The following is a 24,266-nucleotide window of genomic DNA, read 5'->3' as shown; positions in this document are numbered from 1 at the left end:
CGGCGCGGTGACGCTCGCGGCGCTCACAGCCCGACCACCTTCATCAGCTGACCGAGCTCCTGCCCGACGACCGGACGGGTCTGCCCGGGGCGGAGCTGGCCGAGGCGGATCGGACCCATCGCGATGCGGGTGAGCCGCGTGACGGGGTGCCCGACCTCCTCGAGCATGCGGCGCACGATGCGGTTGCGACCCTCGTGGAGCTGGATCTGCACGACGCTCGCGTCGCGGCGCTGCTGCAGCACCGTGAACCGGTCGGCGCGCGCCGGACCGTCCTCGAGCTCGATGCCGTCGCGCAGCCGGCGCGCGACACCGCGTGCGACGTCGCCCGCGACCTCGGCCACGTACGTCTTGGACACCTCGTAGGAGGGGTGCGCGAGACGGTGCGCGAGCTCGCCGTCGTTGGTCAGCAGCAGGAGACCGTCCGTGTCGGAGTCGAGCCGACCCACGTGGTAGAGCCGCTTGCCGGTCGGTTCGACGTACGGCTCGAGCGTCGGGCGCCCGCGGTCGTCGGACATCGCCGACAGCACGCCGAGCGGCTTGTTGAGCACCAGCGTGAGGTGGTCGTCGGTCAGCTGCACGCGCAGGCCGTCGACGTGCACGACGTCGCTCGTCGGGTCGATCCGTCGCCCCGGCTCGGTCACCGTCTCACCGTTGACGGCGATGCGCCCGGCCGCGATGTAGTCCTCCACCACGCGGCGCGAGGCCACGCCTGCCGCGGCCAGCACCTTCTGCAGGCGGATGCCCTCGGGCTCGTCCGAACCTGTCCCAGCCGATCCTGCGCTGCTCATCGCAGTCCCTCCACGTCGTCCAGCTCGTCCATGCCCGGCAGGTAGGGCGCCAGCGGCGGCAGCTCCTCCAGCGAGGCCAGTCCCATGCGTTCCAGGAAGTAGGTCGTCGTGCGGTAGAGCGTCGCCCCGCCCTCGCCGTCCCGACCCGCCTCCTCGATCAGTCCCCGTGTCACCAGCGTCCGCACGACGCCGTCGACGTTCACCCCGCGGATCGCGGCGATCCGTCCCCGCGAGACCGGCTGCCGGTAGGCCACCACGGCGAGCGTCTCGAGCGAGGCCTGCGTCAGTCGCGCGGTCTGGCCGTCGAGCACGAGGTCGCGCACGAACGGGGCGAACGCCGGCGCGGAGTACAGGCGCCAGGCGCCGTCGACCTCGCGCAGCTCGTAGCCGCGGTTGGCCCCGCGGTAGGCGGCGGCGAGGTCGTGCAGGTGGTGGCGCGCGCGCTCCCGCGAGATCCCCAGGACGGCGGCGATGCGCGCCTCGCCCACCGGCTCGTCCACGACGGCGAGGATCGCCTCGACGGCCGCCTGCTCGCCGCCCGGGAGGTCGGCGGCGACGGGGCGCTCGGGCGCCTCGGGCTCGTCAGTCATCGGTTCGGCCACCGCCCGAGGTTACCGGGCGGTCCGCGTCACCCGCGTCGGAGGCGCTGTCGACGGCCGCCTCGGAGGTCGGGCCCTCGGCGCCGTCCTCGTCGTCGAACTCCGAGCTCACCTCCACGTCCCGCGAGCCGCCCAGCCACCGGATGGTCAGCTCCCCCAGCGAGGTCGGCTGCTCGAACGCGAGCACCCCCTCGCGGTAGAGGTCGAGCAGCGCGAGGAACCGGCCGATGACGACGGCGGTCGAACCGGCGTCGTCCGTCAGCGCCCGGAAGGAGGACACGGGGTGCCGGCGCAGCCGCGCGACGATGAGCGACGCCTGCTCGCGCACGCTCACGGCGGGCGCGTGGAGGTGGTCGATCCGGACCTCCGGAGTCGGCCGCGGGGCGAGCGCGCGCGCCGCGATGCGAGCGAGGTCCTCCGGGCCGATCGCCAGCACGAGGTCGGGCAGCAGGGTGGCGAACCGGGGCTCCAGCGACACGTTGCGCGGGAACGACCCGGCGCCCCGGTGCCAGCGCTCGTCGAGGTCGGCGCCGACGTCCTTGTACGCGCGGTACTGCAGCAGCCGGGCGAACAGGAGGTCGCGCGCCTCCAGGAGCTCCAGATCCTCCGGGTCCTCCGTCTCCACGCCGGGCAGCAGCCGGGCCGTCTTGAGGTCGAGAAGGGTCGCGCCGATGATGAGGAACTCGCTCGCCTGCTCCAGCTCCCAGACGTCCTGCCCGCGCAGGTGGGCGATGAAGTCGTCGGTGACGACGGCGAGAGCGACCTCGGTGACGTCCATCCGGTGCTTGGCGATCAGCGACAGCAGCAGGTCGAACGGGCCGGAGAAGTTGTCGAGGTTGACCTCGAACGAGGGTCGCTGGTGACGTGTCGCCGCCGCCGAGCGCGTCTCGGGGAGGCGGGTCTCAGGCGACGTCGCCACGGGCGACGAGCTCCCGGGCGAGACGCCGGTAGGCCACGGCCCCGGGGTGCGTCGGCGCGTAGGACGTGATCGGCTCGGTCGCGACGGAGGCGTCGGGGAACTTGATCGTGCGTCCGATGATCGTCGTGAAGACGTCGTCGCCGAACGCCTCCTGGACGCGGGCCAGCACCTCGCGCGAGTGCAGCGTGCGACCGTCGTACATCGTGGCGAGGATGCCGTCGGTGCGCAGGCGCGGGTTGAGCCGGTCGCGGACCTTCTCGATCGTCTCGAGCAGCAGGGCGACCCCGCGCAGCGCGAAGAACTCCGTCTCGAGCGGCACGATCACGCCGTGCGCGGCCGTGAGCGCGTTGACGGTCAGCAGCCCGAGCGACGGCTGGCAGTCCACGAGGACCACGTCGTAGTCGTCCATCACCGGGCGCAGCACGCGGGTCAGCGCCTGCTCGCGGCCGACCTCGTTCACGAGCTGGAGCTCGGCGGCCGACAGGTCGATGTTCGCCGGGACGAGGTCGAGGTCCGGCACGCTCGTGTGCTGGATGATCGTGCGGACGTCGATCCGCGAGTCCATCAGCGTCGTGTAGATCGTGCTGTCGAGCTCGTTGGCCGCGATCCCGAGGCCGGCGGAGGCGGCGCCCTGCGGGTCGAAGTCGACGATGAGGACCCGCCGGCCGTACTCCGCCAGCGCCGCACCCAGGTTGATGGTCGTGGTGGTCTTCCCCACGCCACCCTTCTGGTTGCACATCGCGATGATGCGCGCGGGGCCGTGGGAGGGCAGGGGCGCCGGCACCGGGAAGTCCGCAGCGTCGGGCACGGGGGTCGTCCCCTCACCGGGGTCGACGTCGAGGGTCGGCTGCAGGTCGTTCACCCGCCCACCGTATCGCGGCCCGTCCCCCGTCAGCGGTGGCCGCGCCGGTAGGTTGACCGCCATGGACCTCGCTCTCACGCTCACCCCCGATCTCCTGGTGGCGTTCCTCACCCTGTTCGTCCTGGAGATCGTCCTGGGCGTCGACAACGTCATCTTCATCTCGATCCTCGCCAGCAAGCTCCCCGTCGAGCAGCAGGCCCGCGCCCGCAACCTCGGCCTGACGCTGGCGATGGTCATCCGCATCGGCCTCGTCTTCGGAGCGTCCTGGATCATCTCGCTGAAGAACGACCTCTTCACGATCGCCTCGATGGGCTTCTCCGGCCGAGACCTGATCCTCATCGTCGGAGGCGCGTTCCTGATCTACAAGGCCGCGCACGAGATCCACGAGAAGCTCGAGGGAGTCGAGTCGGGTCACGGTCCGAAGACGGGCACCGCGACGTTCGGCGCGATCATCGCGCAGATCCTCGTGATGGACATCGTCTTCTCCTTCGACTCCGTCATCACGGCCGTCGGCATGGTCGACGAGCTCCTCATCATCATCGCGGCCGTCGTCATCTCCTTCGGCCTGCTCCTGTTCGCCTCGAAGTACATCTTCGCGTTCGTCAACAAGCACCCCAGCGTGAAGATCCTCGCGCTCAGCTTCCTGCTGCTCATCGGGGCCTTCCTCGTGGCCGAGGGCTTCGGGTACCACGTCGACAAGGCCCTGATCTACGGGCCGATGGCGTTCGCCGTCCTCGTCGAGGCGTTCAACCTGCTCTACCGCAAGCGTCAGAAGGTCGCCCACGGCGAGACCGAGGACACGGGCGTCACGCTGCGTCAGACGTACAAGCGGGCCGACGACGCCGACGCCGTGGCGGCCGCCACGACGGACAACGCCGGCGCGGTGACCCTCTCCCGGCGTCCGGTCACACCGCCGCCCGGCGACTCCGAGCGCTGACCTCTCCCCCACCGCCTCCTACCCCGTCGGCCCCAGGGCCGGCGGGGTGGTCGTCTCTCCGCCCGGACCGACGCGGACGCAGAGGCGACCGAGTCAGCCGCGGGCGCGCGGGTGGGCCGCGGCGTAGACCTCGCGCAGCGTGGCGACCGTCACGTGCGTGTAGAGCTGGGTGGTGGTGACGGACGCGTGGCCGAGCAGCTCCTGCACCACGCGCACGTCAGCCCCTCCGGCGAGAAGGTGCGTGGCGAAGGAGTGCCGCAGCGTGTGGGGCGAGACCTGGACGTCGAGCCGCGCCCGTGCGGCCGCCCCCTGCAGCACCGCCCACGCGCTCTGGCGCGACAGGGGGCCCCGCGCTGACCGAGGAACAGCGCCCCACCGCTGCGGCCGCGGGCGGCGAGGGAGGGACGCCCCTGGACGAGGTAGGCGCCGAGCGCGCGCACGGCGTGCGATCCCAGCGGCACGATCCGCATCCGTCGGCCCTTGCCGAACAGCCGCACGAGCGGCGTCCCGGCGTCGAGATCGATGTCGTCGACGGCGAGCGAGACGGCCTCGGTGATCCGCGCCCCGGTGGAGTAGAGCAGCTCGAGCAGCGCCCGGTCGCGCAGCCCGGCCGGCCCCTCCGAGGCGCTGGCCGCCTCCAGCAGCGCCTCGACCTCCTCGACGGAGATCGCCTTGGGCAGACGCTTGGTGGTCGACGGCGGCCGGACCTCCGTGGCCGGGTCGGTCTCGCTGCGGCCTTCGAGCACGGCGAACCGGTGGAATCCGCGGACGGCGACGACGGCGCGGCCGGTGGAGGCGGCCGCGAGCGGGGTCGCGCCGTCGGAACCGGTCCGCAGGACCTCGACGTAGTCGGCGACGTCCGTCGGCGAGACGCGGGCGACGTCGGTCAGCCCGCGCTCGCGCAGGTAGGCGAGGTAGCGGGTGAGGTCGCGGCGGTAGGCGGCGGCCGTGTGCTCGCTCACGCCCCGCTCGACGGCGAGGTGGGCGAGGTAGTCGGCGAGGAGCGTGGCGAGGTCGTCGCGGTGGACGGTGGCGTCGGGGACGCTCGTCACCACGGCAGGAACGGGTCGACGGCGACGGCCGCGAACACGATCGTGAGATAGGTGATCGATCCGTGGAAGACCTTCATGGCCGGCCCGCGGGAGGCCACGCCGCGGCGCTCGGGGTCGACCGCGATCCGGTAGAGGCGGATGCAGGAGCCGACGAACCAGACCCCGGCGACCGCGGAGGCGCCGATGTAGACCCAGCCCATCCCGGCGACCGGGACGAGCGCGAAGGTGCAGGCCACCATCGCGACGGCGTAGGCAAGCATCTCGCCGGCCACGCGACGCTCGCCGGCGACGACGGGGAGCATCGGCACACCGGCGGCGGCGTAGTCGTCCTTGAAACGCATCGACAGCGGCCAGTAGTGCGGCGGCGTCCACAGGAAGATGACCCCAAACAGGACCAGCGCGGCCCAGTCGAGGCCGCCGGTCACGGCGGACCAGCCGATGAGCACGGGCATGCAGCCGGCGGCACCGCCCCACACGATGTTCTGCGACGTGCGCCGCTTGAGGATCATCGTGTAGCCGACGACGTAGATGAGGATGGCTCCGAGCAGCAGCAGCGCCGAGGCGACGTTGACCACGACGGCGAACCAGGCGATCGAGACGACGCCGAGCACGAGCCCGAACACCAGCGCCTGGCGCGGTGTGAGCTCGCCGGTGACGAGCGGGCGACGCTTCGTGCGCCCCATCACCGAGTCGATGTCGCGGTCGAGGTAGCAGTTCAGGACGTTGGCCGACCCGGCGCCGAGCGCCCCACCGACGAGGGTGGCGAGAATCAGCCACAGCGACGGCAGACCGCGCTCGGCGAGGATCATGGTCGGCACCGTCGTGACGAGCAGCAGCTCGATCACGCGCGGCTTCGTGAGCGCCACGTAGGCGCCCAGCGTCCGGCGCCAGCTGCGCTCGCCCTCCCGCCGGGGCGGAAGCATCGGGGTGGATGCGTGCGGGGTCGACGGCGTCACGAGGCGTCCCGGACGCGAGTCAGTCGAGGCCACGCCGTGGTCCTTCCCTGGAAGCAGTGATCCGTCTCAGTCTAGAGCAGCCCGCCACCACGGCCGACGGGCGGCGTGTCGTCTCACCGTGGCCGTGAGTGAACGTTCACATTAGACTTCTGCCGGGTACGCCCCCGTCTCCCGCAGTAGGGTCGAGGCCGTGCCCGATGGCCGCCTCGCGCCCGCGGGCGCGGCCGCACGCGTCGAATCGAAGGAGCTCACGTGAACGCACCCGCCCCCCGCGCCACCACCCTGGGGTGGTCCGACCTCGACCTCGCCGCGGTCGCCACCGCGAAGGTCCTCGCCGCCGACGCCGTCGAGAAGGTCGGGAACGGGCACCCGGGTACCGCCATCAGCCTCGCGCCGGCCGCGTACCTGCTCTACCAGAACGTCATGCGGCACGACCCGGCCGACACCCACTGGCTCGGCCGCGACCGGTTCGTCCTCTCGGCCGGCCACTCGAGCCTGACGCAGTACGTCCAGCTGTTCCTCGGCGGCTTCGGTCTCGAGATGCACGACCTCGAGACGCTGCGCACGTGGGGCTCGAAGACCCCCGGCCACCCCGAGTTCCGTCACACCGACGGCGTCGAGATCACGACCGGCCCCCTGGGCACCGGCCTCGCCTCCGCCGTCGGGATGGCCATGGCCTCGCGCCGCGAGCGCGGCCTGCTCGACCCCGACGCCCCGGCCGGCACGAGCCCGTTCGACCACTTCGTCTACGTCGTCGCCGGTGACGGCTGCCTGCAGGAGGGCATCTCCTCGGAGGCGTCCTCGCTCGCGGGCACGCAGGAGCTGGGCAACCTCATCCTGATCTGGGACGACAACCACATCAGCATCGAGGGCGACACGGACATCTCCTTCACCGAGGACGTCCTGAAGCGCTACGAGGCCTACGGCTGGCACACCCAGAAGGTGGACTGGACCAACGGCGGCTCGGAGTACGTCGAGGACGTCGACGCGCTCGCCGCGGCGATCGAGGCCGCGAAGGCCGTCACCGACAAGCCGTCGATCATCGACCTGCGCACGATCATGGCGTGGCCCTCCCCCACCGTGCAGGGCTCGCACAACGCGCACGGCAACAAGCTGGGCGCCGAGGAGGTCGCCGGCCTGAAGAGCGTCCTCGGCCTCGACCCGGAGGCCTCGTTCGCGATCGCGCCCGAGGTCCTCGCCCACACGCGCAGCCTCGGTCAGCGCGGCGCCGCCGCCAAGGCCGAGTGGGAGATCTCCTACGCCGCCTGGCGCGACGCGAACCCGGAGCGCGCGGCGCTGCTGGACCGCCTCGTCGCCCGCGAGCTCCCGGCCGACCTCGCCGAGGGGCTGCCGACGTTCGAGGCCGGCACGTCGCTCGCCACGCGCGCCGCGTCCGGCAAGGTGCTCGCCGCCCTGGCCGCCCCGCTGCCCGAGCTGTGGGGCGGCAGCGCCGACCTCGCCGGCTCGAACAACACGACGATGGCCGGTGAGCCCTCCTTCCTGCCGACCCATCGCTCGACGCACGAGTTCACGGGCAACCCCTACGGCCGCACCCTCCACTTCGGCATCCGCGAGCACGGCATGGGCGCGATCCTGAACGGCATCTCGCTGCACGGCCTCACCCGCCCCTACGGCGGCACGTTCCTCACGTTCTCCGACTTCATGCGCGGGGCCGTTCGCCTGACGGCGATCATGGGCGTCGGCGTCACCTACGTCTGGACGCACGACTCCGTCGGCGTCGGCGAGGACGGTCCCACGCACCAGCCGATCGAGCACCTGGCCGCGCTGCGCGCGATGCCCGGACTGGCGATCGTCCGCCCCTCCGACGCGAACGAGACGGCCGCCGCCTGGCTCGCGATCCTGCAGCGCGACGAGCCCGCCGGGCTGATCCTGTCGCGGCAGAACCTGCCCGTCGTCCCCCGCGGCACCGACGGGTTCGCCCAGGTGCAGGTCGACAAGGGTGCGTACGTGCTGCTCGAGGGGTCGACCGGGACTCCGGACGTCATCCTCGTGGCCACCGGTTCCGAGGTGCAGCTCGCCGTCGCGGCGCGCGAGCAGCTCGAGGCCGACGGCGTGAGCACCCGCGTGGTCTCGGCGCCGTGCCTGGAGTGGTTCGCCGAGCAGGACGAGTCCTACCGCGCCTCGGTCCTGCCGCGCGAGGTCCGCGCCCGGGTCAGCGTCGAGGCGGGCGTGGCCATGCCGTGGGCCGGCATCGTCGGCGACGCCGGCCGCAGCGTCTCGATCGAGCACTACGGTGCCTCGGCCGACGCCGTGACGCTGTTCCGCGAGTTCGGCTTCACGCCGGAGGCCGTCGTGGCCGCCGCCCGGGCCTCGCTCGAGGACGCCCGGGCCGACGCCGGCCCGCGCGCCGAGGCCCCGTCGGGCCCCTCGGGCGCGGCCGACCACCCGGTCGACTGACCCGCGCGGGCCTCCGGCCCGCCACCCGCACGACCGTTCCGCCGTCCGTCACGAGCCCCAGGAGTCCATGCCATGAGTGCTACACCACCGCTCGCCCGCATCGTGGAGTCCGGGGTCTCCCCCTGGCTCGACGACCTCTCCCGGGCGCGCCTGCGCTCGGGCAACCTCGCCGAGCTGATCTCCTCCGGTCGGATCCTGGGGGTGACCACCAACCCCACGATCTTCGACAAGGCGATCGCGGACGGTGAGGCCTACGACGAGGCGGTGGCCGCGCTGGCCGCCGCCGGGGCGGACACGGAGCAGGCCGTGCGCACGATGACGACGGACGACGTCCGGGAGGCCGCCGACCTGTTCGCGCGCGCCCTCCCGGACCCCCGTCACGGCGACGGCCGGGTCTCGATCGAGGTCGACCCCCGGCTCGCCCACGACACCGCCGGCACGATCGCGCAGGCGCGCGAGCTCTGGCGGATCGTGGACCGGCCGAACGTCTACATCAAGATCCCGGCGACCCCGGAGGGGCTGCTGGCGATCACGGAAGCCGTGGCCGAGGGGATCAGCGTCAACGCGACGCTGATCTTCTCGGTCGACACCTACCGCGCCGTGGCCACGGCCTACGTCGACGGTCTCGAGCGCGCCCGCGACGCCGGGGTGGACCTCGCGCCCATCGCCTCGGTCGCCTCCGTCTTCCTGTCACGGATCGACGGCAAGGTCGACCCGGTGCTGGACGAGCTGGGCACGCCCGAGGCCACGGCGCTGCGCGGCACAGCGGCCGTCGCCGGGGCCAGGACCGCCTACGCCGCGTTCCGCGAGATCTTCTCCTCGCCGCGCTGGGAGGACCTCGCCGCGGCGGGGGCCCACGTCCAGCGTCCGCTCTGGGCCTCGACCGGCGTGAAGGACCCGACGTTCGCCGACACCCGCTACGTCGACGAGCTGGTGGCGCCCGACGTCGTCAACACGATGCCGGAGAAGACGCTGCTCGCCACCGCCGACCACGCCCGGCTGCCCGAGGGCACCGGACCCGTGGACACCATCACGCCGCACCTGGCGCAGGCCGCCGAGCAGCTCGACGGCCTCCTCCGCGTCGGCGTCCCCTACGAGCAGCTGCTCGCCGAGCTGACGAGCGAGGGCGTCGCGTCCTTCATCGTCAGCTGGGAGAACCTGCTGCAGACCGTCACCACCTCCCTCGAGAACGCGAGAACCGCATGACCGACCGCACCATCTCGGCGGGCCGCAACCCGCTGCGCAACCCGGACGACCGGCGCCTGCCGCGCATCGCCGGACCGAGCGGACTGGTGATCTTCGGCGTCACCGGCGACCTCTCGCGCAAGAAGCTCCTGCCCGCCGTGTACGACCTCGCCAACCGCGGTCTGCTGCCCCCGGGCTTCGGCCTGACCGGGTTCGCCCGTCGCGACTGGAACGCGGACCACTTCGCCGAGGTCACCAAGGAGGCCGTGAAGCAGTACGCACGCACGCCCTTCCGCGAGCGCGTCTGGAAGCAGCTCGAGCAGGGCATCCGCTTCGTCCCGGGCGAGTTCGACGACGACGCCGCGTTCGACCGCCTGGCCGAGACCGTGGCCGAGCTCGACGCCGAGCGCGGCACGGGCGGCAACCACGCCTTCTACCTCTCGGTCCCGCCCAGCGCCTTCCCGCTGGTGTGCAAGCAGCTCGCGCGCTCGGGCCTGTCCTCGAGCGAGGGCGACGCGTGGCGCCGCGTCGTCATCGAGAAGCCGTTCGGGCACGACCTCACCTCGGCCCTGGAGCTGCAGAAGGTCGTGGAGTCGGTCTTCCCGGGCGACTCGGTCTTCCGCATCGACCACTACCTCGGCAAGGAGACGGTCCAGAACCTCCTCGCCCTCCGGTTCGCCAACCAGATGTTCGAGCCGATCTGGAACGCGCACTACGTCGACCACGTGCAGATCACGATGGCCGAGGACATCGGCATCGGATCCCGCGCCGGCTACTACGACGGCATCGGCGCCGCCCGCGACGTCATCCAGAACCACCTCATGCAGCTCCTCGCGCTCACCGCGATGGAGGAGCCCGTCTCGTTCGAGGCCAGCGCCCTGCGCGCCGAGAAGGAGAAGGTGCTCTCGGCCGTCCGGCTCCCCCGCGACCTGTCGGAGCACACCGCCCGCGGGCAGTACGCCGCCGGCTGGCAGGGCGGCGAGAAGGTCCTCGGCTACCACGACGAGGACGGCATCCCGCCCGAGTCGGTGACCGACACCTACGCGGCCATCCGGCTCGACGTCGACACCCGCCGCTGGGCGGGCGTCCCGTTCTACCTGCGGACGGGCAAGCGCCTCGGGCGCCGTGTCACCGAGATCGCCGTCGTGTTCAAGCGCGCGCCGCACCTGCCGTTCGCGCTGCCCGACACCGAGGAGCTCGGCCAGAACGCGCTCGTCATCCGCGTCCAGCCCGACGAGGGCGTGACCGTGCGGTTCGGGGCCAAGGTCCCGGGGACGGCGATGGAGGTGCGCGACGTCACGATGGACTTCGGCTACGGCCACGCCTTCACCGAGAACTCCCCCGAGGCCTACGAGCGGCTCATCCTCGACGTCCTGCTCGGCGACCCGCCGCTGTTCCCGCACAGCAAGGAGGTCGAGCTGTCCTGGCGCGTCCTCGACCCGATCCTCGAGCACTGGGAGACGCAGGGCATGCCCGACGCCTACCGGCCCGGCACCTGGGGCCCGGCCAGTGCTAACGAGATGTTGAAGCGCGACGGACGAGCCTGGAGACGGCCATGATCATCACCCTCACCTCGACCACGTCATCGAAGGTCGCGGCCCGCCTCGTGCGGCTGCGCGAGGAGGGCGGCGCGGTCGCGCTCGGACGCGTGCTGACGCTCATCATCAGCGCGCCGCCCGAGCACGTCGAGCGTGCCGTCGACGCGGCCAACGACGCCAGCCGTGAGCATCCGTGCCGCGTGCTCGTCGTGAGCCCGCAGGCGGCGACGGAGGGCGACGCCGACCTGGCGGACGGCCTCGACGCGGAGATCCGCGTGGGCGGCGACGCCGGTGCGAGCGAGGTCATCGTGCTGCGGCCCCGCGGTGGTGCCGCGACCGAGCTCGACTCGCTCGTGATGCCGCTCCTGCTCCCCGACGCGCCGATCGTCACCTGGTGGCCGGCGACGCCGCCCGACAGCCCGTCGGCCGACCCGCTCGGCGCGATGGCCCAGCGCCGCATCACCGACGCCCTGGAGTGCTCGGCACCGATCGAGCGCCTGCTCCGGCTCGCCGAGGACCACGCGCCCGGGGACACCGACCTGGCGTGGGCGCGCGCGACCCTGTGGCGCGGTCTCATCGCCGCAGCCCTGGACGAGCCGCCGTTCACACCGGTGCTCAGCATCACCATCCGGGGCAACACGGCGCACCCCTCCCTCGTGCTGCTCGGGGCGTGGCTGCGGCAGACGCTCGACGTCCCCGTGACGCTCGAGGAGGTCGCCGACGCGCCGGCGCTCACCGGCGTCGTGCTGCACCGCGAGAACGGCGACGTCGTGATGGAGCGTCCGGTGGACTCGACGATCCTGAAGATCTCCGAGCCGTCCGGCGTCAGCCACCGGGTCTCGCTGCCGCTGCGCACGCTGTCGGACAGCCTCATCGAGGACCTGCGCCGGCTCGACCCCGACGACGTCTACGGCGAGGTGCTCACCACGGCCCTCCCGGCCCTGGTCGGCGAGAGCGCCGGCTGACCGACCTCGTCCGGGCAGCACGACGGCCGCCGACCCTCAGGGGTCGGCGGCCGTCGTCGTGATCGGTGCGGGAGCTGCTGGTCAGCGGCCCCGGCGCTGGCGGAGGGCCGTGAGCGCCTCCTCGAGGAGCTCGGCCCCCTCGGCGTCGCTGCGACGCTCCTTCACGTAGGCGAGGTGCGTCTTGTACGGCTCGTTCTTCGGCGCGGCGGGCGGGTTGGCCCTGTCCTGACCGGCGGGCAGCCCGCAGCGCGGGCAGTCCCAGTTCTCGGGCGCCTGCGTGCCGGCGTCGTCCGCGAAGCTCGGTCGCGTCTCGTGCCCGGCAGCGCACCAGTAGGAGATCCAGACCCGCGGTGCTGCGTCGCCCCGCTCGGCCTCCCCCATCGGGCCAGCCCCCACCCGCGATCCTCGGATCGCGCTTCCTCCACCAGCCACGGGTCCCCCTAGACCTAGACCACGAACTTCTGCATGAGACCGAGCAGAAGGACGACGACCCCCCACAGCACCGCGGTCGCGATGGTGATGCGGTTGAGGTTGCGCTCGGCGACGCCGGAGGAGCTCACGCTCGAGGAGAGGCCTCCTCCGAACATGTCCGACATACCACCGCCCTTGCCCTTGTGCATGAGGATGGTGAGGACCAGGAGCGCGCTCGTGAGCACGAGCAGCACCTGAAGTCCGATCCGAAGCGCGTCCACGGTGTGCGTCCTTCGTTCGAGTTCGTCGGCCACCGACGTGGTGGCCTGACAAGGATAGGCGATGGGGTGCGGTGGTCGGATCAGGTGACCACCGCACCCCCGCTGCTGATCAGAGCTTGTCGAAGCCCGCGATCGCGGCGAACTGCTCCAGCACGAGGCTGGCGCCGCCGACGAGCGTGCCGTCGACGTCGGGCTGGGCCATGATCGAGGCGACGTTGTCGCCCTTCACGCTGCCGCCGTAGAGGATGCGGAGGCCGTCGGCCACCTCGGCGCCGACCAGCTCGGCGACGCGCGCGCGGGTCGCCGCGGCGATCTCCTGCGCGTCCTCGGGCGTGGCGACCTCGCCGGTGCCGATCGCCCAGACGGGCTCGTAGGCGATGACGAGCTGCGCGACCTGCTCGGCGGACAGACCCGCGAGGGCGCCGTCGACCTGGGCCAGCGAGAAGGCGACCTGCTCGCCCGCCTGGCGGACCTCGAGCGGCTCGCCGACGCAGACGATCGGCGTGATGCCGGCACCGAGAGCGGCCAGGATCTTCGCGTTCACCAGCGCGTCGGACTCGGCGTGGTACTGACGACGCTCCGAGTGACCGATGATCGCGTAGCTCACGCCGAGCGCGGACAGCTGCTTCGCGGAGACCTCACCGGTGTAGGCGCCGGACGCCTGCGCCGAGATGTCCTGCGAGGCGTACTTCAGGCCGAGCTTGTCGCCGTCCACGAGCGTCTGCACGGAGCGCAGGCTGGTGAACGACGGCGAGACGACGACCTCGACGGCGTCGTAGTCGTGCTTGGCGTCGCCGAGGGTCCAGGCGAGCTTCTGCACGAGGGCGATCGCCTCGTGGTGGTCGAGGTTGAGCTTCCAGTTGCCCACCATCAGGGGGGTGCGGGTCATGTTCTCGTCCTTCAGTTCTCGAGCACGGCGAGGCCGGGCAGGGTCTTGCCCTCGAGCAGCTCGAGGGAGGCTCCACCACCGGTGGAGATGTGGCTGAACCCGGCCTCGTCGAAGCCGAGCGTGCGGACGGCGGCGGCGGAGTCGCCACCGCCCACGATGGAGAACGCGCCCGCGGCGGTCGCGTCGATCATGGCCTGGGCGACGGCGCGGGTGCCGCCGGCGAAGGCGTCCATCTCGAACACGCCCATCGGGCCGTTCCAGACGATGGTGCGGGAGGCCTTGACGGCCTCGGCGAACGCCTTGGCGGACTCCGGTCCGATGTCCAGGCCCAGCGACTCGGCCGGGATGGCGTCGGCGGCGACGACCTCGTGCTTCGCGTCGGCGGCGAACGCCTCGGCGGCGACGATGTCGGTCGGCAGGACGATGGTGACGCCCTTCTCCTCGGCGCGCGCCAGGTAGCCCTTGACGGTGTCGATCTGGTCGACCTCGAGCAGGGACTTGCCGACCTCGTGGCCCTGGGCCGCGAGGAACGTGAAGACCATGCCGCCACCGATGAGCAGCGTGTCGGCCTTCTCGAGCAGGTTGGCGATGACGCCGAGCTTGTCGGAGACCTTCGAGCCGCCGAGGACGACGGCGTAGGGCCGCGCGGGGTCGTTGATCGCCTTGTCGAGCGCCTTGACCTCGCCCTCGACCAGGGTGCCGGCCGCATGCGGGAGGATCGCCGCGACGTCGTACACGGACGCCTGCTTGCGGTGGACGACGCCGAAGCCGTCGGAGACGAACGCGTCGACGCCGCCGCCCAGGGCGGCCAGCTCGGCGGCCAGCTCGGCGCGCTCGGCGTCGACCTTGGAGGTCTCGCGGGCGTCGAAGCGGACGTTCTCCAGGAGGGCGATCCGGCCGTCGGTCAGCGCGCCGACCGTCGCCTTCGCGCTGTCGCCGACGAGGTCGCCGGCGAGGGCGACGTCCTGGCCGAGCAGCTCGCCGAGGCGGGCGGCCACGGGGGCGAGGGAGTACTTGTCCTCCGGCGCGCCCTTGGGGCGACCGAGGTGGGCGGTCACGACGACCTTGGCTCCGCCGTCGAGCAGGGCCTTGAGGGTCGGCAGCGCGGCGCGGATGCGGCCGTCGTCCGTGATGGTGGTGCCGTCGAGCGGCACGTTGAAGTCCGAGCGGACGAGCACGGTCTTGCCGCGCAGGTCACCGAGGTCGGCGAGCGTCTTCACAGCGGGGTCTCCTCTCCGCCCTGGGGCGGAACGTCGGGGTGGAACAGGGCCGAGACGCCCCCGCGCCCGTACCCCGAGGGGTACGGACGCGGGCGCGGGTCACATCGGGCAGATCAGAGCTTGCCGCCGACGTACTCGGTGAGCTTCACGAGGGAGGAGCTGTAGCCCCACTCGTTGTCGTACCAGGCCACGACCTTCACCAGGTCGCCGGAGACCTTGGTCAGGCCGGCGTCGAAGATGCTCTGGTGCGGGTTCGTGATGATGTCCGAGGAGACGATCGGGTCCTCGGTGTACTCCAGCGTGCCGGCCATGGGGCCCTCGGCCGCGGCCTTGATCGCGGCGTTGACCTCCTCGACGGTGACCTCGCGCGAGGCGGTGAAGGTCAGGTCGGTGGCGGAACCCGTGATGACGGGGACGCGCAGGGCGTAGCCGTCCAGCTTGCCCTTGAGCTCCGGGAGCACCAGCGCGACGGCCTTGGCGGCACCCGTGGTGGTGGGGACGATGTTCTGAGCGGCGGCGCGGGCGCGACGCAGGTCCTTGTGGGGACCGTCCTGCAGGTTCTGGTCACCCGTGTAGGCGTGGATCGTGGTCATGAGACCACGCTCGATGCCGAACGCGTCGTTGAGGGCCTTGGCCATCGGCGCGAGGCAGTTCGTGGTGCAGGACGCGTTCGAGATGATGTGCTGCGTCTCGGGGTCGTAGTCGGTGTGGTTCACACCGACGACGAAGGTGCCGTCCTCGTTCGAGGCGGGGGCCGAGATGATGACCTTCTTGGCGCCGGCCTCGATGTGGGCCTTGGCCTTGGTGGCGTCCGTGAAGAAGCCGGTCGACTCGATGACGATGTCGGCGCCGAGCTCGCCCCACGGGAGGTTCTTCGGGTCGCGCTCGGCGAGGGCGCGGATGGCCTTGCCGTCGACGACGATGTTCTCGTCGTCGTAGGTGACCTCGCTCGGCAGGACACCGAGAACGGTGTCGTACTTGAGCAGGTGCGCGAGGGTCTTGTTGTCGGTGAGGTCGTTGACACCGACGATCTCGATGTCGGCGCCCGAGGCGACGATGGCGCGGTAGAAGTTGCGGCCGATGCGGCCGAACCCGTTGATCCCGACGCGGATGGTCACGATTGGTCCTCCAAGCGTGCAGTGCACGCAGTCGTCCGGTGGCACGCCCTTGCCGGGCGGCCGGAGGGGGTCGTCCCCGTTTCTCCGCTACGGACACTACTACGTCGGCCCCCGCCGGACGGTGGGACCTGGTGCCCAGGCGGCAGGCGTCTCGCCCTGCGGAACCCGGGTGCCGCCGCTCGGCCGGAGGCCGTCACGGACGAGGCACGTCGACCCTCAGAGGTCAAGCATGTCCGGCGTGAGGATGCTCTCGGTGTCGGGGATGCCGAGGTCGCTCGCTCGCTTGTCGGCGGTGGCGAGAAGGCGACGGATCCGGCCCGCGACGGCGTCCTTCGTCAGCTGCGGGTCGGAGAGCTGTCCGAGCTCCTCCAGCGACGCCTGACGGTGCTCGAGCCGCAGGCGGCCCGCCTCGACCAGGTGCTCGGGGACCTCGTCGCCGAGGATCTCGAACGCGCGCTGGACGCGGGCGCTGGCGGCGACGGCGGCCCGCGCGCTGCGGCGCAGGTTCGCGTCGTCGAAGTTGGCCAGGCGGTTCGCGGTGCCGCGGACCTCGCGGCGCATGCGCCGCTCCTCCCACGCCAGCACGGCGTCGTGCGCGCCCATCCGGGTCAGGAGGGCGGCGATGGCGTCGCCGTCGCGCACCACGACCCGGTCGACGCCGCGCACCTCACGGGCCTTGGCGCTCAGGCCGAGGCGACGGGCGGCGCCCACCAGCGCGAGGGCGGCCTCAGGTCCGGGGCAGGTCACCTCGAGGGCGGCGGAGCGGCCGGGTTCGGTCAGCGACCCGTGCGCGAGGAACGCCCCGCGCCAGGCGGCGACGGTGTCGGCGACGCTCGCGGAGACGACCTGCGGCGGCAGCCCCCGCACGGGGCGGCCCCGGGAGTCCAGGAGGCCCGTCTGACGGGCGAGCGCCTCGCCGTCGCGCACCACGCGGACCACGTAGCGGTTGCCCTTCCGCAGCGCTCCGCCCGAGACGACGATGATGTCGCTCGCGTGGCCGTAGACCTCGGCGATCGCGACACGGATCCGGCGCGCGGCAGCGGCGTTGTCGAGCTCGGCCTCGATGACGATGCGCCCCGAGATGATGTGGAGGCCCCCGGCGAAGCGCAGCGTCGCCGAGACCTCGGCCTTGCGACTGGAGGTGCGATCGACCCGGACCCTGGCCAGTTCGTCCTTCACGGCAGCGGTCAGAGACATGCCGGACATCCTGCCACGCGGAGCGGAACCGTGCCCCCGTCGATGTGGGCCGTCCGGGTCCCGGACGCCTCGTCCGGGTCGCGGAACCGACGGCGTCGCGCGGATCTCAGCCCCGCGCGACATCTCCCCAGGTGGCCGAGAACGCGTCGCGGTAGGCGGCGGCCAGCCGGAGCGGGTCGTGCCGCGCCGTCCCGTCGTCGGCACGCACCTGGCGCAGCAGGAGGCCGGCGCCGAGCTCGCCGGCCACGGCCTCCAGCTGGGCGACGTCGTCCACCCAGCCCGGGTCCGCGACGACGACGTCGGGGCGCAGGTCGGGGTCCACCTCGCGGAGCACGCGGACGTGGTCGGCGGCGGTGAACCCGTCGGTCTCGCCCTCCTGCTGCTGCAGGTTGAGCGTGAGGGCGATGTGGGCGGCGTCGTGGATCGCGTCCCGCAGCTGCCGCACCTGCAGGTGGGGCAGCACCGAGGTGTACCAGGAGCCCGGGCCCAGGACGACCCAGTCCGCCGCCCGGATCGCCTCGAGCGTCTCGGGGCACATCTCGGGCTCCTCCGGGAGCAGCCGGACGCGCGAGACGCGCCCGCTGGTGACGGCGACGCGGCTCTGACCGCGCACGACCAGGTCGGCCTGGCCGCGTCGCGTGACGTCCGCCTCGATCACCAGCGGTTCGGCGACCATCGGGAGGACACGACCGCGGACCCCGATGAGCTCGGCGATCTGGTCGAGGCCGGCGACGGCGGACCCGGCGTGCTGCCAGGCCGCGGCGATGAGCAGGTTCCCCAGGGCGTGACCGTCGAGGTCGCCGTCGGTGACGAACCGGTGCTGGAGGATGTCGTGCCACGCCCGCCCGCGCGGCGTGTCGTCGCACAGCGACGCCAGGGCCATGCGGAGGTCACCGGGCGGCAGGATCCCCATCTCGTGGCGCAGCCGCCCCGACGAGCCGCCGTCGTCGGCGACCGTGACGACCGCCGTCAGGTCGGGCGTGAGGTGGCGCAGCGCCAGCAGCGAGGCGGCGAGCCCGTGGCCACCGCCGAGGGCGACGATGCGCAGCGGTTCGATCCGCAGCGGATCCAGCGCGCGGACGGCCACGGCTACTCCCGTCCCAGGTCGCGGTGGAGGTTGCGCACCGAGTACCCGCGGGAGCGCAGCGTCTCCCCCAGCCGCTCCGAGAGCGCCACCGAGCGGTGCTTGCCGCCCGTGCAGCCGAACGCGATCGTGAGGTAGGCCTTCTGCTCGGCCAGGTACCCGGCGGTGATCGGCTCGATGAGGTCGGCGTAGCCCGACACGAACTCGGCCGCCCCGGGCAGCCCGAGCACGTAGTCGGCGACGGGGGCGTCCTTGCCGGTGAGGTGGCGCAGCTCGGTCACCCAGTACGGGTTGGACAGGAACCGGACGTCGACGACGTGGTCGGCGTCCAGCGGGATGCCGTACTTGAACCCGAACGAGACGACGGTGATCGCGAGCGGGCGCTCCCCCGCACCGGCCACCTCGGCCCGCACCCGCGCGGCGAGCTCGTGCACGTTGAGGTGGGACGTGTCGAGGTAGACGTCGGCGCGCTCGCGCAGGTGCTCGGTCACGGTGCGCTCGGCCGCGATGCCGTCGAGGATCGTGCCCTCGCCCTGCAGCGGGTGAGGACGGCGGACCTGCTCGAAGCGGCGCACGAGGGTGGCGTCGTCGGCGTCGAGGAAGACGATCCGGTACTCGATCCCCTGCGCCCGGAACGACTCGATCACGCCGTCGAGGTCGGAGAAGAACTCCTTGCCGCGGGCGTCGACGACGGCGGCGAGCCGTCGGACGCCACCGTCCGGGGACATCATCCCCACCATGGGCGCGAGCAGCTGCGGCGGGAGGTTGTCCACGACGTACCAGTCGAGGTCCTCGAGCACGGCCGCCGCGCGTGACCGGCCGGCGCCTGACATGCCGGTGATGAGGATGACCTCGCTGCGCTCGGCGCTCGGCTTCGTCGTCGTGCTCTCCAGCAGCGGGATGCCGCCCGGGACCGTCAGCGGGTCGTGGTCGTCGTCGTGCGTCGGGGCGTGCGGGCGGTCGGTCGCGTCACCGGTCATGACCCCAGGATGCCAGGCCCGGACAGCGCCTCGTGGACCGCCACGGCGAGCTTGGGGCCGATGCCGGGGACCTCGGCGATGGCGTCGGGGCCGGCGACCCGGATCGCCTTGACGGAGCCGAAGCGTCCCAGGAGCGCCGCCTGCCGCGAGGGACCGAGGCCGGGGACGTCGTCGAGCACCGAGCGGGTCATCGCGCCGCTGCGGCGTTTGCGGTGGTGGGTGATGGCGAACCGGTGCGCCTCGTCGCGGACGCGCTGCAGCAGGTAGAGCCCCTCGCTGGTGCGGGGCAGCACGAGCGGGAACTCCTCCCCCGGCAGCCAGACCTCCTCGAGCCGCTTGGCGAGCCCGACGAGCGCGACGTCGGTGACGCCCAGCTCGTCCATCGCCCGCTTGGCGGCGGCGACCTGGGGCGGTCCGCCGTCGACGACGACGAGCTGCGGGGCGTAGGCGAACCGCACGGGGCGACCCGTGCTCGGGTCGATCCCGCGCACGACGGGGACGCCGTCGTCGTCGACGGCGGCGCCCTCGCGCTCGGCCGCCATGCGCTTGAAGCGCCGCGTGATGACCTCGTGCATGGCCTCGGTGTCGTCGCGGGCGCCGCTGCCGTCCGCGCCGCGGACGACGAACTGCCGGTAGGCGCTCTTGCGGGCGAGCCCGTCCTCGAACACGACCATCGAGCCGACCTGGTGGGTGCCCTGGAGCGTGGAGATGTCGAAGCACTCGATGCGCAGCGGAGACGTGGGCAGGTCGAGCTCGGTCTCGAGGTCGGCGAGGGCCTTGGACCGGGCCGTGAGGTCTCCGGCACGGCGGGTCTTGTGCAGCGCGAGCGCACCCTCGGCGTTGGTGCGGACCGTCGCGGCGAGCGCGCGCTTGTCGCCCCGCTGGGGGATCCGCAGGCTCACCCTGGACCCGCGGATGCCGCCGAGCCACTCCTGGAGCTGCTCGGCGTCCTCGGGCAGCGCGGGGACCAGCACCTCGCGGGGCACGTCGGCGTCCCGCTCGGCGTAGATCTGCTGCAGGAGGCGCTCGACCAGGGCGCCGTCGTCCATGTCCTCCACCCGCTCGGAGACCCAGCCCCGCTGCCCGCGCACCCGTCCGCCCCGGACGTGGAACACCTGCACCGAGACCTCGAGGTCGTCCTGGGCCAGGGCGAAGATGTCCGCGTCCGTGCCGTCGTCGAGCACCACGGCGTTCTTCTCCACGACGCGGCGCAGGGCCCCGAGGTCGTCGCGCAGGCGGGCGGCGCGCTCGTAGTCCATCTCGGCGGCGGCCCGGCCCATCTCCGCCTCGAGCCGCTTGACGAACGTTCCGGTGTCGCCGGCCATGAACCGGCAGAAGTCCTCCGCCAGCGCGCGGTGGTCCTCCGGGGAGATGCGCCCGACGCACGGCGCCGAGCACTTGTCGAGGTAGCCGAGCAGGCAGGCGCGGCCGCTCTGGGCCGCGCGCTTGTAGACGCCGGAGCTGCAGCTGCGGATCGGGAACACCCGCAGCAGCAGATCGACGGTCTCCCGGATCGCCCAGGCGTGGGAGTACGGGCCGAAGTACCGGGTGCCGGCGCGCTTGGCCCCCCGCATCACCGAGACCCGGGGCACGGTCTCCCCCATCGTGACGGCGAGGTAGGGGTAGGACTTGTCGTCGCGGTACTTGACGTTGAACCGCGGGTCGAACTCCTTGATCCAGGAGTACTCCAGCGACAGGGCCTCCACCTCGGTGCCCACGACGGTCCACTCCACGCGGCTCGCCGTCGTCACCATCCGCGCGGTGCGCGGGTGGAGCGTCGGCAGCGGCGCGAAGTAGTTCGCCAGGCGCTGCCGCAGGCTCCGCGCCTTGCCGACGTAGATCACGCGGCCGCTGGGGTCGCTGAAGCGGTAGACGCCGGGGGACGTGGGAATCTCCCCCGGCGCCGGCCGGTAGTCGCTCGGATTGGTCATGCGCCGCGCGCGTCCGTCCTCAGGCGCCCGCGCCCGCGCGCTCGGCGACGGGGAGCAGGTCCTGCAGATAGGCGCCCGTGTGGCTGGCGGCGACGCGGGCGATCGCCTCCGGGGTCCCCTCGGCGACCAGCGTGCCGCCGCCGGAGCCACCCTCGGGGCCCATGTCGATGACCCAGTCGGCGCTGCGCACGACGTCGAGGTTGTGCTCGATGACCAGCACCGAGTTGCCCTTGTCGACCAGCCCCTGCAGCACCTGCAGCAGCTTGCGGATGTCCTCGAAGTGCAGCCCCGTGGTCGGCTCGTCGAGCACGTAGAACGTGCGGCCGTTCGAGCGCTTCTGCAGCTCGCTGGCGAGCTTGACGCGCTGCGCCTCGCCGCCCGACAGCGTGGTGGCGCTCTGTCCGAGCCTGACGTAGCCGAGGCCGACGTCCACCAGCGTGTTGAGGTGCCGCGAGATGCCGGGCGAGGCGGCGAAGAACTCGGCGGCCTCGGCGATCGGCATGTTCAGCACGTCGGCGACGGTCTTGCCCTTGAAGTGCACCTCGAGCGTCTCGCGGTTGTACCGGGCGCCCTGGCAGACCTCGCACTGGACGTAGACGTCCGGCAGGAAGTTCATCTCGATCTTCAGCGTGCCGTCGCCCGAGCAGGCCTCGCAGCGGCCGCCCTTGACGTTGAACGAGAACCGGCCGGGCAGGTAGCCGCGGACCTTCGCCTCGGTCGTCTCGGCGAAGAGCTTGCGGACGTGGTCCCAGACCCCGGTGTAGGTGGCCGGGTTCGAGCGCGGGGTGCGGCCGATCGGACCCTGGTCGACGTGGACGACCTTGTCGAGGTTGTCCAGGCCCGTCACGCGCTTGTGACGACCCGCGACCCGACGGGCACCGTTGAGCTCGTTCGCCATCACGGTGTGCAGGATCGAGTTGACCAGCGTCGACTTGCCGGAGCCGGAGACCCCGGTGACGGCGACGAGCTGACCCAGCGGGAACGTCACGGTGACGTTCTTGAGGTTGTTCTCGTGCGCGCCGACGACGGTCACCTCGCGGCCCTTGGTGCGCGGACGACGCGAGGTCGGGACCGGGATGCTGCGGCGACCGGAGAGGTAGGCGCCCGTGAGCGACTCCTCCGAGGCGAGGAGGCCCGCGTAGTCGCCCGAGTGGACGACCTTGCCGCCGTGCTCGCCGGCACCCGGGCCGATGTCGACGATCCAGTCGGCCATGCGGATCGTGTCCTCGTCGTGCTCGACGACGATCAGCGTGTTGCCGAGGTCGCGCAGCCGCGTGAGGGTGTCGATGAGGCGACGGTTGTCGCGCTGGTGCAGACCGATGCTCGGCTCGTCGAGCACGTACAGGACACCCACCAGGCCGGAGCCGATCTGGGTGGCGAGGCGGATGCGCTGGGCCTCGCCGCCCGACAGCGTGGCCGACGGCCGCGCGAGCGTGAGGTAGTCCAGGCCGACGTCGAGGAGGAAGCCGAGCCGAGCGTCGATCTCCTTGAGCACGGCCCCGGCGATCGCCGCCTCGCGGACGCCGAGCTCCAGCGTCTGGAGGAAGTCGCGGGCCTCGCGGATCGACAGGCCGCAGACGTCCGCGATCGAGCGGCCGTCGACGTGGACGGCTAGGACCTCGGGCTTGAGCCGGGCACCGTCGCAGACGGGGCACGCGACCTCCCGCATGTAGCCCTCGTAGCGGTCCTTCGACCAGTCGGACTCGGTCTCGGAGTGCCGACGCTGGATGAAGGAGATGACGCCCTCGAAGCCGGTGGAGTACTGGCGCTCACGCCCCCAGCGGTTCTTGTACTTGACCTTGACCTCGTGGTCCTGGCCGTACAGCACCGCCTTGCGGGCGCGCTCGGGCAGGGCCCGCCAGGGCACGTCGACCGAGAAGCCGAGCTGGGCGCCGAGCGCCTCCAGCTGGCGCGTGTAGTAGTCCGCCTGACCCTGGGTCCACGGCGCGACGGCGCCCTCTGCGAGCGTCCGCTCGTCGTCGGGCACGACCAGGTCGGGGTCGACCTCGAGCCGGGTCCCCAGACCCGAGCACTCGGGGCACGCGCCGTACGGCGCGTTGAAGGAGAACGTGCGGGGCTCGATCTCCTCGAGCGTGAGGGGGTGCTCGTTCGGGCAGGCGCGCTTCTCGGAGTAGCGACGCTCGCGCTCGGGATCGTCCGCCTCGCGGTCCACCAGCTCCACGATCAGCAGGCCCTCGGCGAGGCGCAGCGCCGTCTCCACGGAGTCGGTGATGCGCTGCTTCGCGCTGGCGCGGACGACAAGGCGGTCGACGACCACCTCGATGTCGTGCTTGAGCTTCTTCTCCAGCGTCGGCGGGTCCGTCAGCGTCGCGACCTCGCCGTCCACCCGGGCCCGGGCGAAGCCCTGGGCCTGGAGGTCGCGGAACAGGTCGGCGTACTCGCCCTTGCGGCCTCGCACCACGGGCGCGAGGACCTGGAACCGCGTGCCCTCGGGCAGCTCGAGGAGCTGGTCGACGATCTGCTGCGGGCTCTGGGACGTGACGCGCTCGCCGCAGACGGGGCAGAACTGGGTCCCCGCGCGGGCGTAGAGCAGTCGGAGGTAGTCGTAGACCTCGGTGATCGTGCCGACGGTCGAGCGTGGGTTCCGGTTCGTCGACTTCTGGTCGATGGAGACCGCCGGCGACAGGCCCTCGATGAGGTCGACGTCAGGCTTGTCCATCTGGCCGAGGAACTGTCGCGCGTAGGCCGACAGCGACTCCACGTAACGGCGCTGGCCCTCCGCGAAGATCGTGTCGAACGCCAGCGACGACTTGCCCGATCCGGACAGCCCCGTGAAGACGATCAGGCGGTCGCGCGGGAGGTCGACCGAGACGTTGCGGAGGTTGTGCTCGCGGGCGCCGGAGATGATGAGACTCACCCCTCGAGGATAACCGCCGCCTCCGACATCTCGCACACCTGTTCGACGTGGGCGTAGA

At 72.2% G+C, this 24,266-nt stretch carries 20 protein-coding genes and 1 pseudogene; 5 read left to right on the top strand and 16 right to left on the bottom strand.

Annotated elements, in window-relative coordinates; genetic code table 11:
- Positions 1-23: 23 nt before the first annotated feature.
- The 4 genes from C8046_RS01960 to C8046_RS01945 are packed head-to-tail and all read right to left on the bottom strand — an operon-like array spanning position 24 to position 3,168.
- Entirely contained in the window at positions 24-788 is a 765-nt protein-coding gene (locus tag C8046_RS01960) for a pseudouridine synthase (protein WP_109228043.1), read from the bottom strand.
- Positions 785-1,378, bottom strand: coding sequence for an SMC-Scp complex subunit ScpB (gene scpB, locus C8046_RS01955; protein ID WP_109230665.1), 594 nt, complete (start codon positions 1,376-1,378; stop codon positions 785-787). Before scpB ends, C8046_RS01960 begins: the two co-directional genes overlap by 4 nt.
- The gene (locus tag C8046_RS01950) at positions 1,371-2,306 is read right to left on the bottom strand and encodes a segregation and condensation protein A (protein ID WP_109228042.1); all 936 of its coding nucleotides are present in this window, start codon (positions 2,304-2,306) and stop codon (positions 1,371-1,373) included. The genes scpB and C8046_RS01950 overlap by 8 nt, the downstream gene beginning before the upstream one ends.
- A complete protein-coding gene (locus C8046_RS01945; RefSeq protein ID WP_419183536.1) occupies positions 2,290-3,168 on the bottom strand; it encodes a ParA family protein in 879 nt (292 codons plus the stop codon). The genes C8046_RS01950 and C8046_RS01945 overlap by 17 nt, the downstream gene beginning before the upstream one ends.
- Before the next feature lie 61 nt (positions 3,169-3,229).
- Here C8046_RS01945 and C8046_RS01940 point away from each other — a divergent pair, with 61 nt between their 5' ends.
- On the top strand, positions 3,230-4,105 hold the full coding sequence (locus C8046_RS01940; RefSeq protein WP_109228040.1) for a TerC family protein: 876 nt from the start codon (positions 3,230-3,232) through the stop codon (positions 4,103-4,105).
- A 93-nt stretch (positions 4,106-4,198) separates the two neighbouring features.
- Here the strand turns inward: C8046_RS01940 and xerD are convergent.
- Positions 4,199-5,157 (bottom strand): annotated as a pseudogene (gene xerD / locus C8046_RS01935) (site-specific tyrosine recombinase XerD).
- Positions 5,154-6,113 (bottom strand): heme o synthase, encoded by a 960-nt coding sequence (locus C8046_RS01930; protein WP_419183569.1) that lies wholly within the window; start codon positions 6,111-6,113, stop codon positions 5,154-5,156. Before C8046_RS01930 ends, xerD begins: the two are co-directional and overlap by 4 nt.
- 252 nt (positions 6,114-6,365) lie before the next feature.
- Here C8046_RS01930 and tkt point away from each other — a divergent pair, with 252 nt between their 5' ends.
- From tkt to C8046_RS01910, 4 genes are all read left to right on the top strand, one after another.
- On the top strand, positions 6,366-8,531 hold the full coding sequence (gene tkt / locus C8046_RS01925) for a transketolase (RefSeq protein WP_109228039.1): 2,166 nt from the start codon (positions 6,366-6,368) through the stop codon (positions 8,529-8,531).
- Positions 8,532-8,603: 72 nt separating this feature from the next.
- Complete coding sequence (gene tal, locus C8046_RS01920) at positions 8,604-9,737, top strand: transaldolase (protein WP_109228038.1); 1,134 nt, start codon at positions 8,604-8,606, stop codon at positions 9,735-9,737.
- Positions 9,734-11,275 carry a glucose-6-phosphate dehydrogenase gene (gene zwf / locus C8046_RS01915; protein WP_109228037.1) on the top strand — a complete coding sequence of 514 codons (1,542 nt, stop codon included), beginning with the start codon at positions 9,734-9,736 and terminating at the stop codon, positions 11,273-11,275. Before tal ends, zwf begins: the two co-directional genes overlap by 4 nt.
- A complete protein-coding gene (locus C8046_RS01910; protein ID WP_109228036.1) occupies positions 11,272-12,219 on the top strand; it encodes a glucose-6-phosphate dehydrogenase assembly protein OpcA in 948 nt (315 codons plus the stop codon). Before zwf ends, C8046_RS01910 begins: the two co-directional genes overlap by 4 nt.
- Before the next feature lie 81 nt (positions 12,220-12,300).
- Here the strand turns inward: C8046_RS01910 and C8046_RS01905 are convergent, their stop codons facing one another.
- From C8046_RS01905 to uvrA, 10 genes are all read right to left on the bottom strand, one after another.
- Positions 12,301-12,651, bottom strand: a complete 351-nt coding sequence (locus C8046_RS01905) for an RNA polymerase-binding protein RbpA (RefSeq protein WP_199224364.1) — start codon at positions 12,649-12,651, stop codon at positions 12,301-12,303.
- A 14-nt stretch (positions 12,652-12,665) separates the two neighbouring features.
- Positions 12,666-12,911, bottom strand: coding sequence for a preprotein translocase subunit SecG (gene secG / locus C8046_RS01900; protein WP_109228034.1), 246 nt, complete (start codon positions 12,909-12,911; stop codon positions 12,666-12,668).
- A gap of 109 nt (positions 12,912-13,020) precedes the next feature.
- Positions 13,021-13,800, bottom strand: a complete 780-nt coding sequence (tpiA, locus tag C8046_RS01895; protein WP_109228033.1) for a triose-phosphate isomerase — start codon at positions 13,798-13,800, stop codon at positions 13,021-13,023.
- A gap of 11 nt (positions 13,801-13,811) precedes the next feature.
- Complete coding sequence (locus C8046_RS01890) at positions 13,812-15,020, bottom strand: phosphoglycerate kinase (RefSeq protein WP_109228032.1); 1,209 nt, start codon at positions 15,018-15,020, stop codon at positions 13,812-13,814.
- 113 nt (positions 15,021-15,133) lie between these two features.
- Complete coding sequence (gene gap, locus C8046_RS01885) at positions 15,134-16,138, bottom strand: type I glyceraldehyde-3-phosphate dehydrogenase (RefSeq protein WP_109228031.1); 1,005 nt, start codon at positions 16,136-16,138, stop codon at positions 15,134-15,136.
- 216 nt (positions 16,139-16,354) lie between these two features.
- Complete coding sequence (gene whiA / locus C8046_RS01880) at positions 16,355-17,335, bottom strand: DNA-binding protein WhiA (protein ID WP_109228030.1); 981 nt, start codon at positions 17,333-17,335, stop codon at positions 16,355-16,357.
- A gap of 106 nt (positions 17,336-17,441) precedes the next feature.
- Entirely contained in the window at positions 17,442-18,422 is a 981-nt protein-coding gene (locus tag C8046_RS01875; protein WP_109228029.1) for a gluconeogenesis factor YvcK family protein, read from the bottom strand.
- 2 nt (positions 18,423-18,424) lie between these two features.
- The gene (gene rapZ / locus C8046_RS01870) at positions 18,425-19,399 is read right to left on the bottom strand and encodes an RNase adapter RapZ (protein ID WP_109228028.1); all 975 of its coding nucleotides are present in this window, start codon (positions 19,397-19,399) and stop codon (positions 18,425-18,427) included.
- Positions 19,396-21,330, bottom strand: coding sequence for an excinuclease ABC subunit UvrC (gene uvrC, locus C8046_RS01865; protein WP_109228027.1), 1,935 nt, complete (start codon positions 21,328-21,330; stop codon positions 19,396-19,398). The genes rapZ and uvrC overlap by 4 nt, the downstream gene beginning before the upstream one ends.
- Positions 21,331-21,349: 19 nt before the next feature.
- Entirely contained in the window at positions 21,350-24,244 is a 2,895-nt protein-coding gene (gene uvrA / locus C8046_RS01860; protein ID WP_419183535.1) for an excinuclease ABC subunit UvrA, read from the bottom strand.
- Positions 24,245-24,266 lie beyond the last annotated feature (22 nt).

The sequence above is a fragment of the Serinibacter arcticus genome, assembly GCF_003121705.1.
Classification (GTDB): Bacteria; Actinomycetota; Actinomycetes; order Actinomycetales; family Beutenbergiaceae; genus Litorihabitans.
This window is presented reverse-complemented; position numbering and strand designations above follow the sequence as displayed.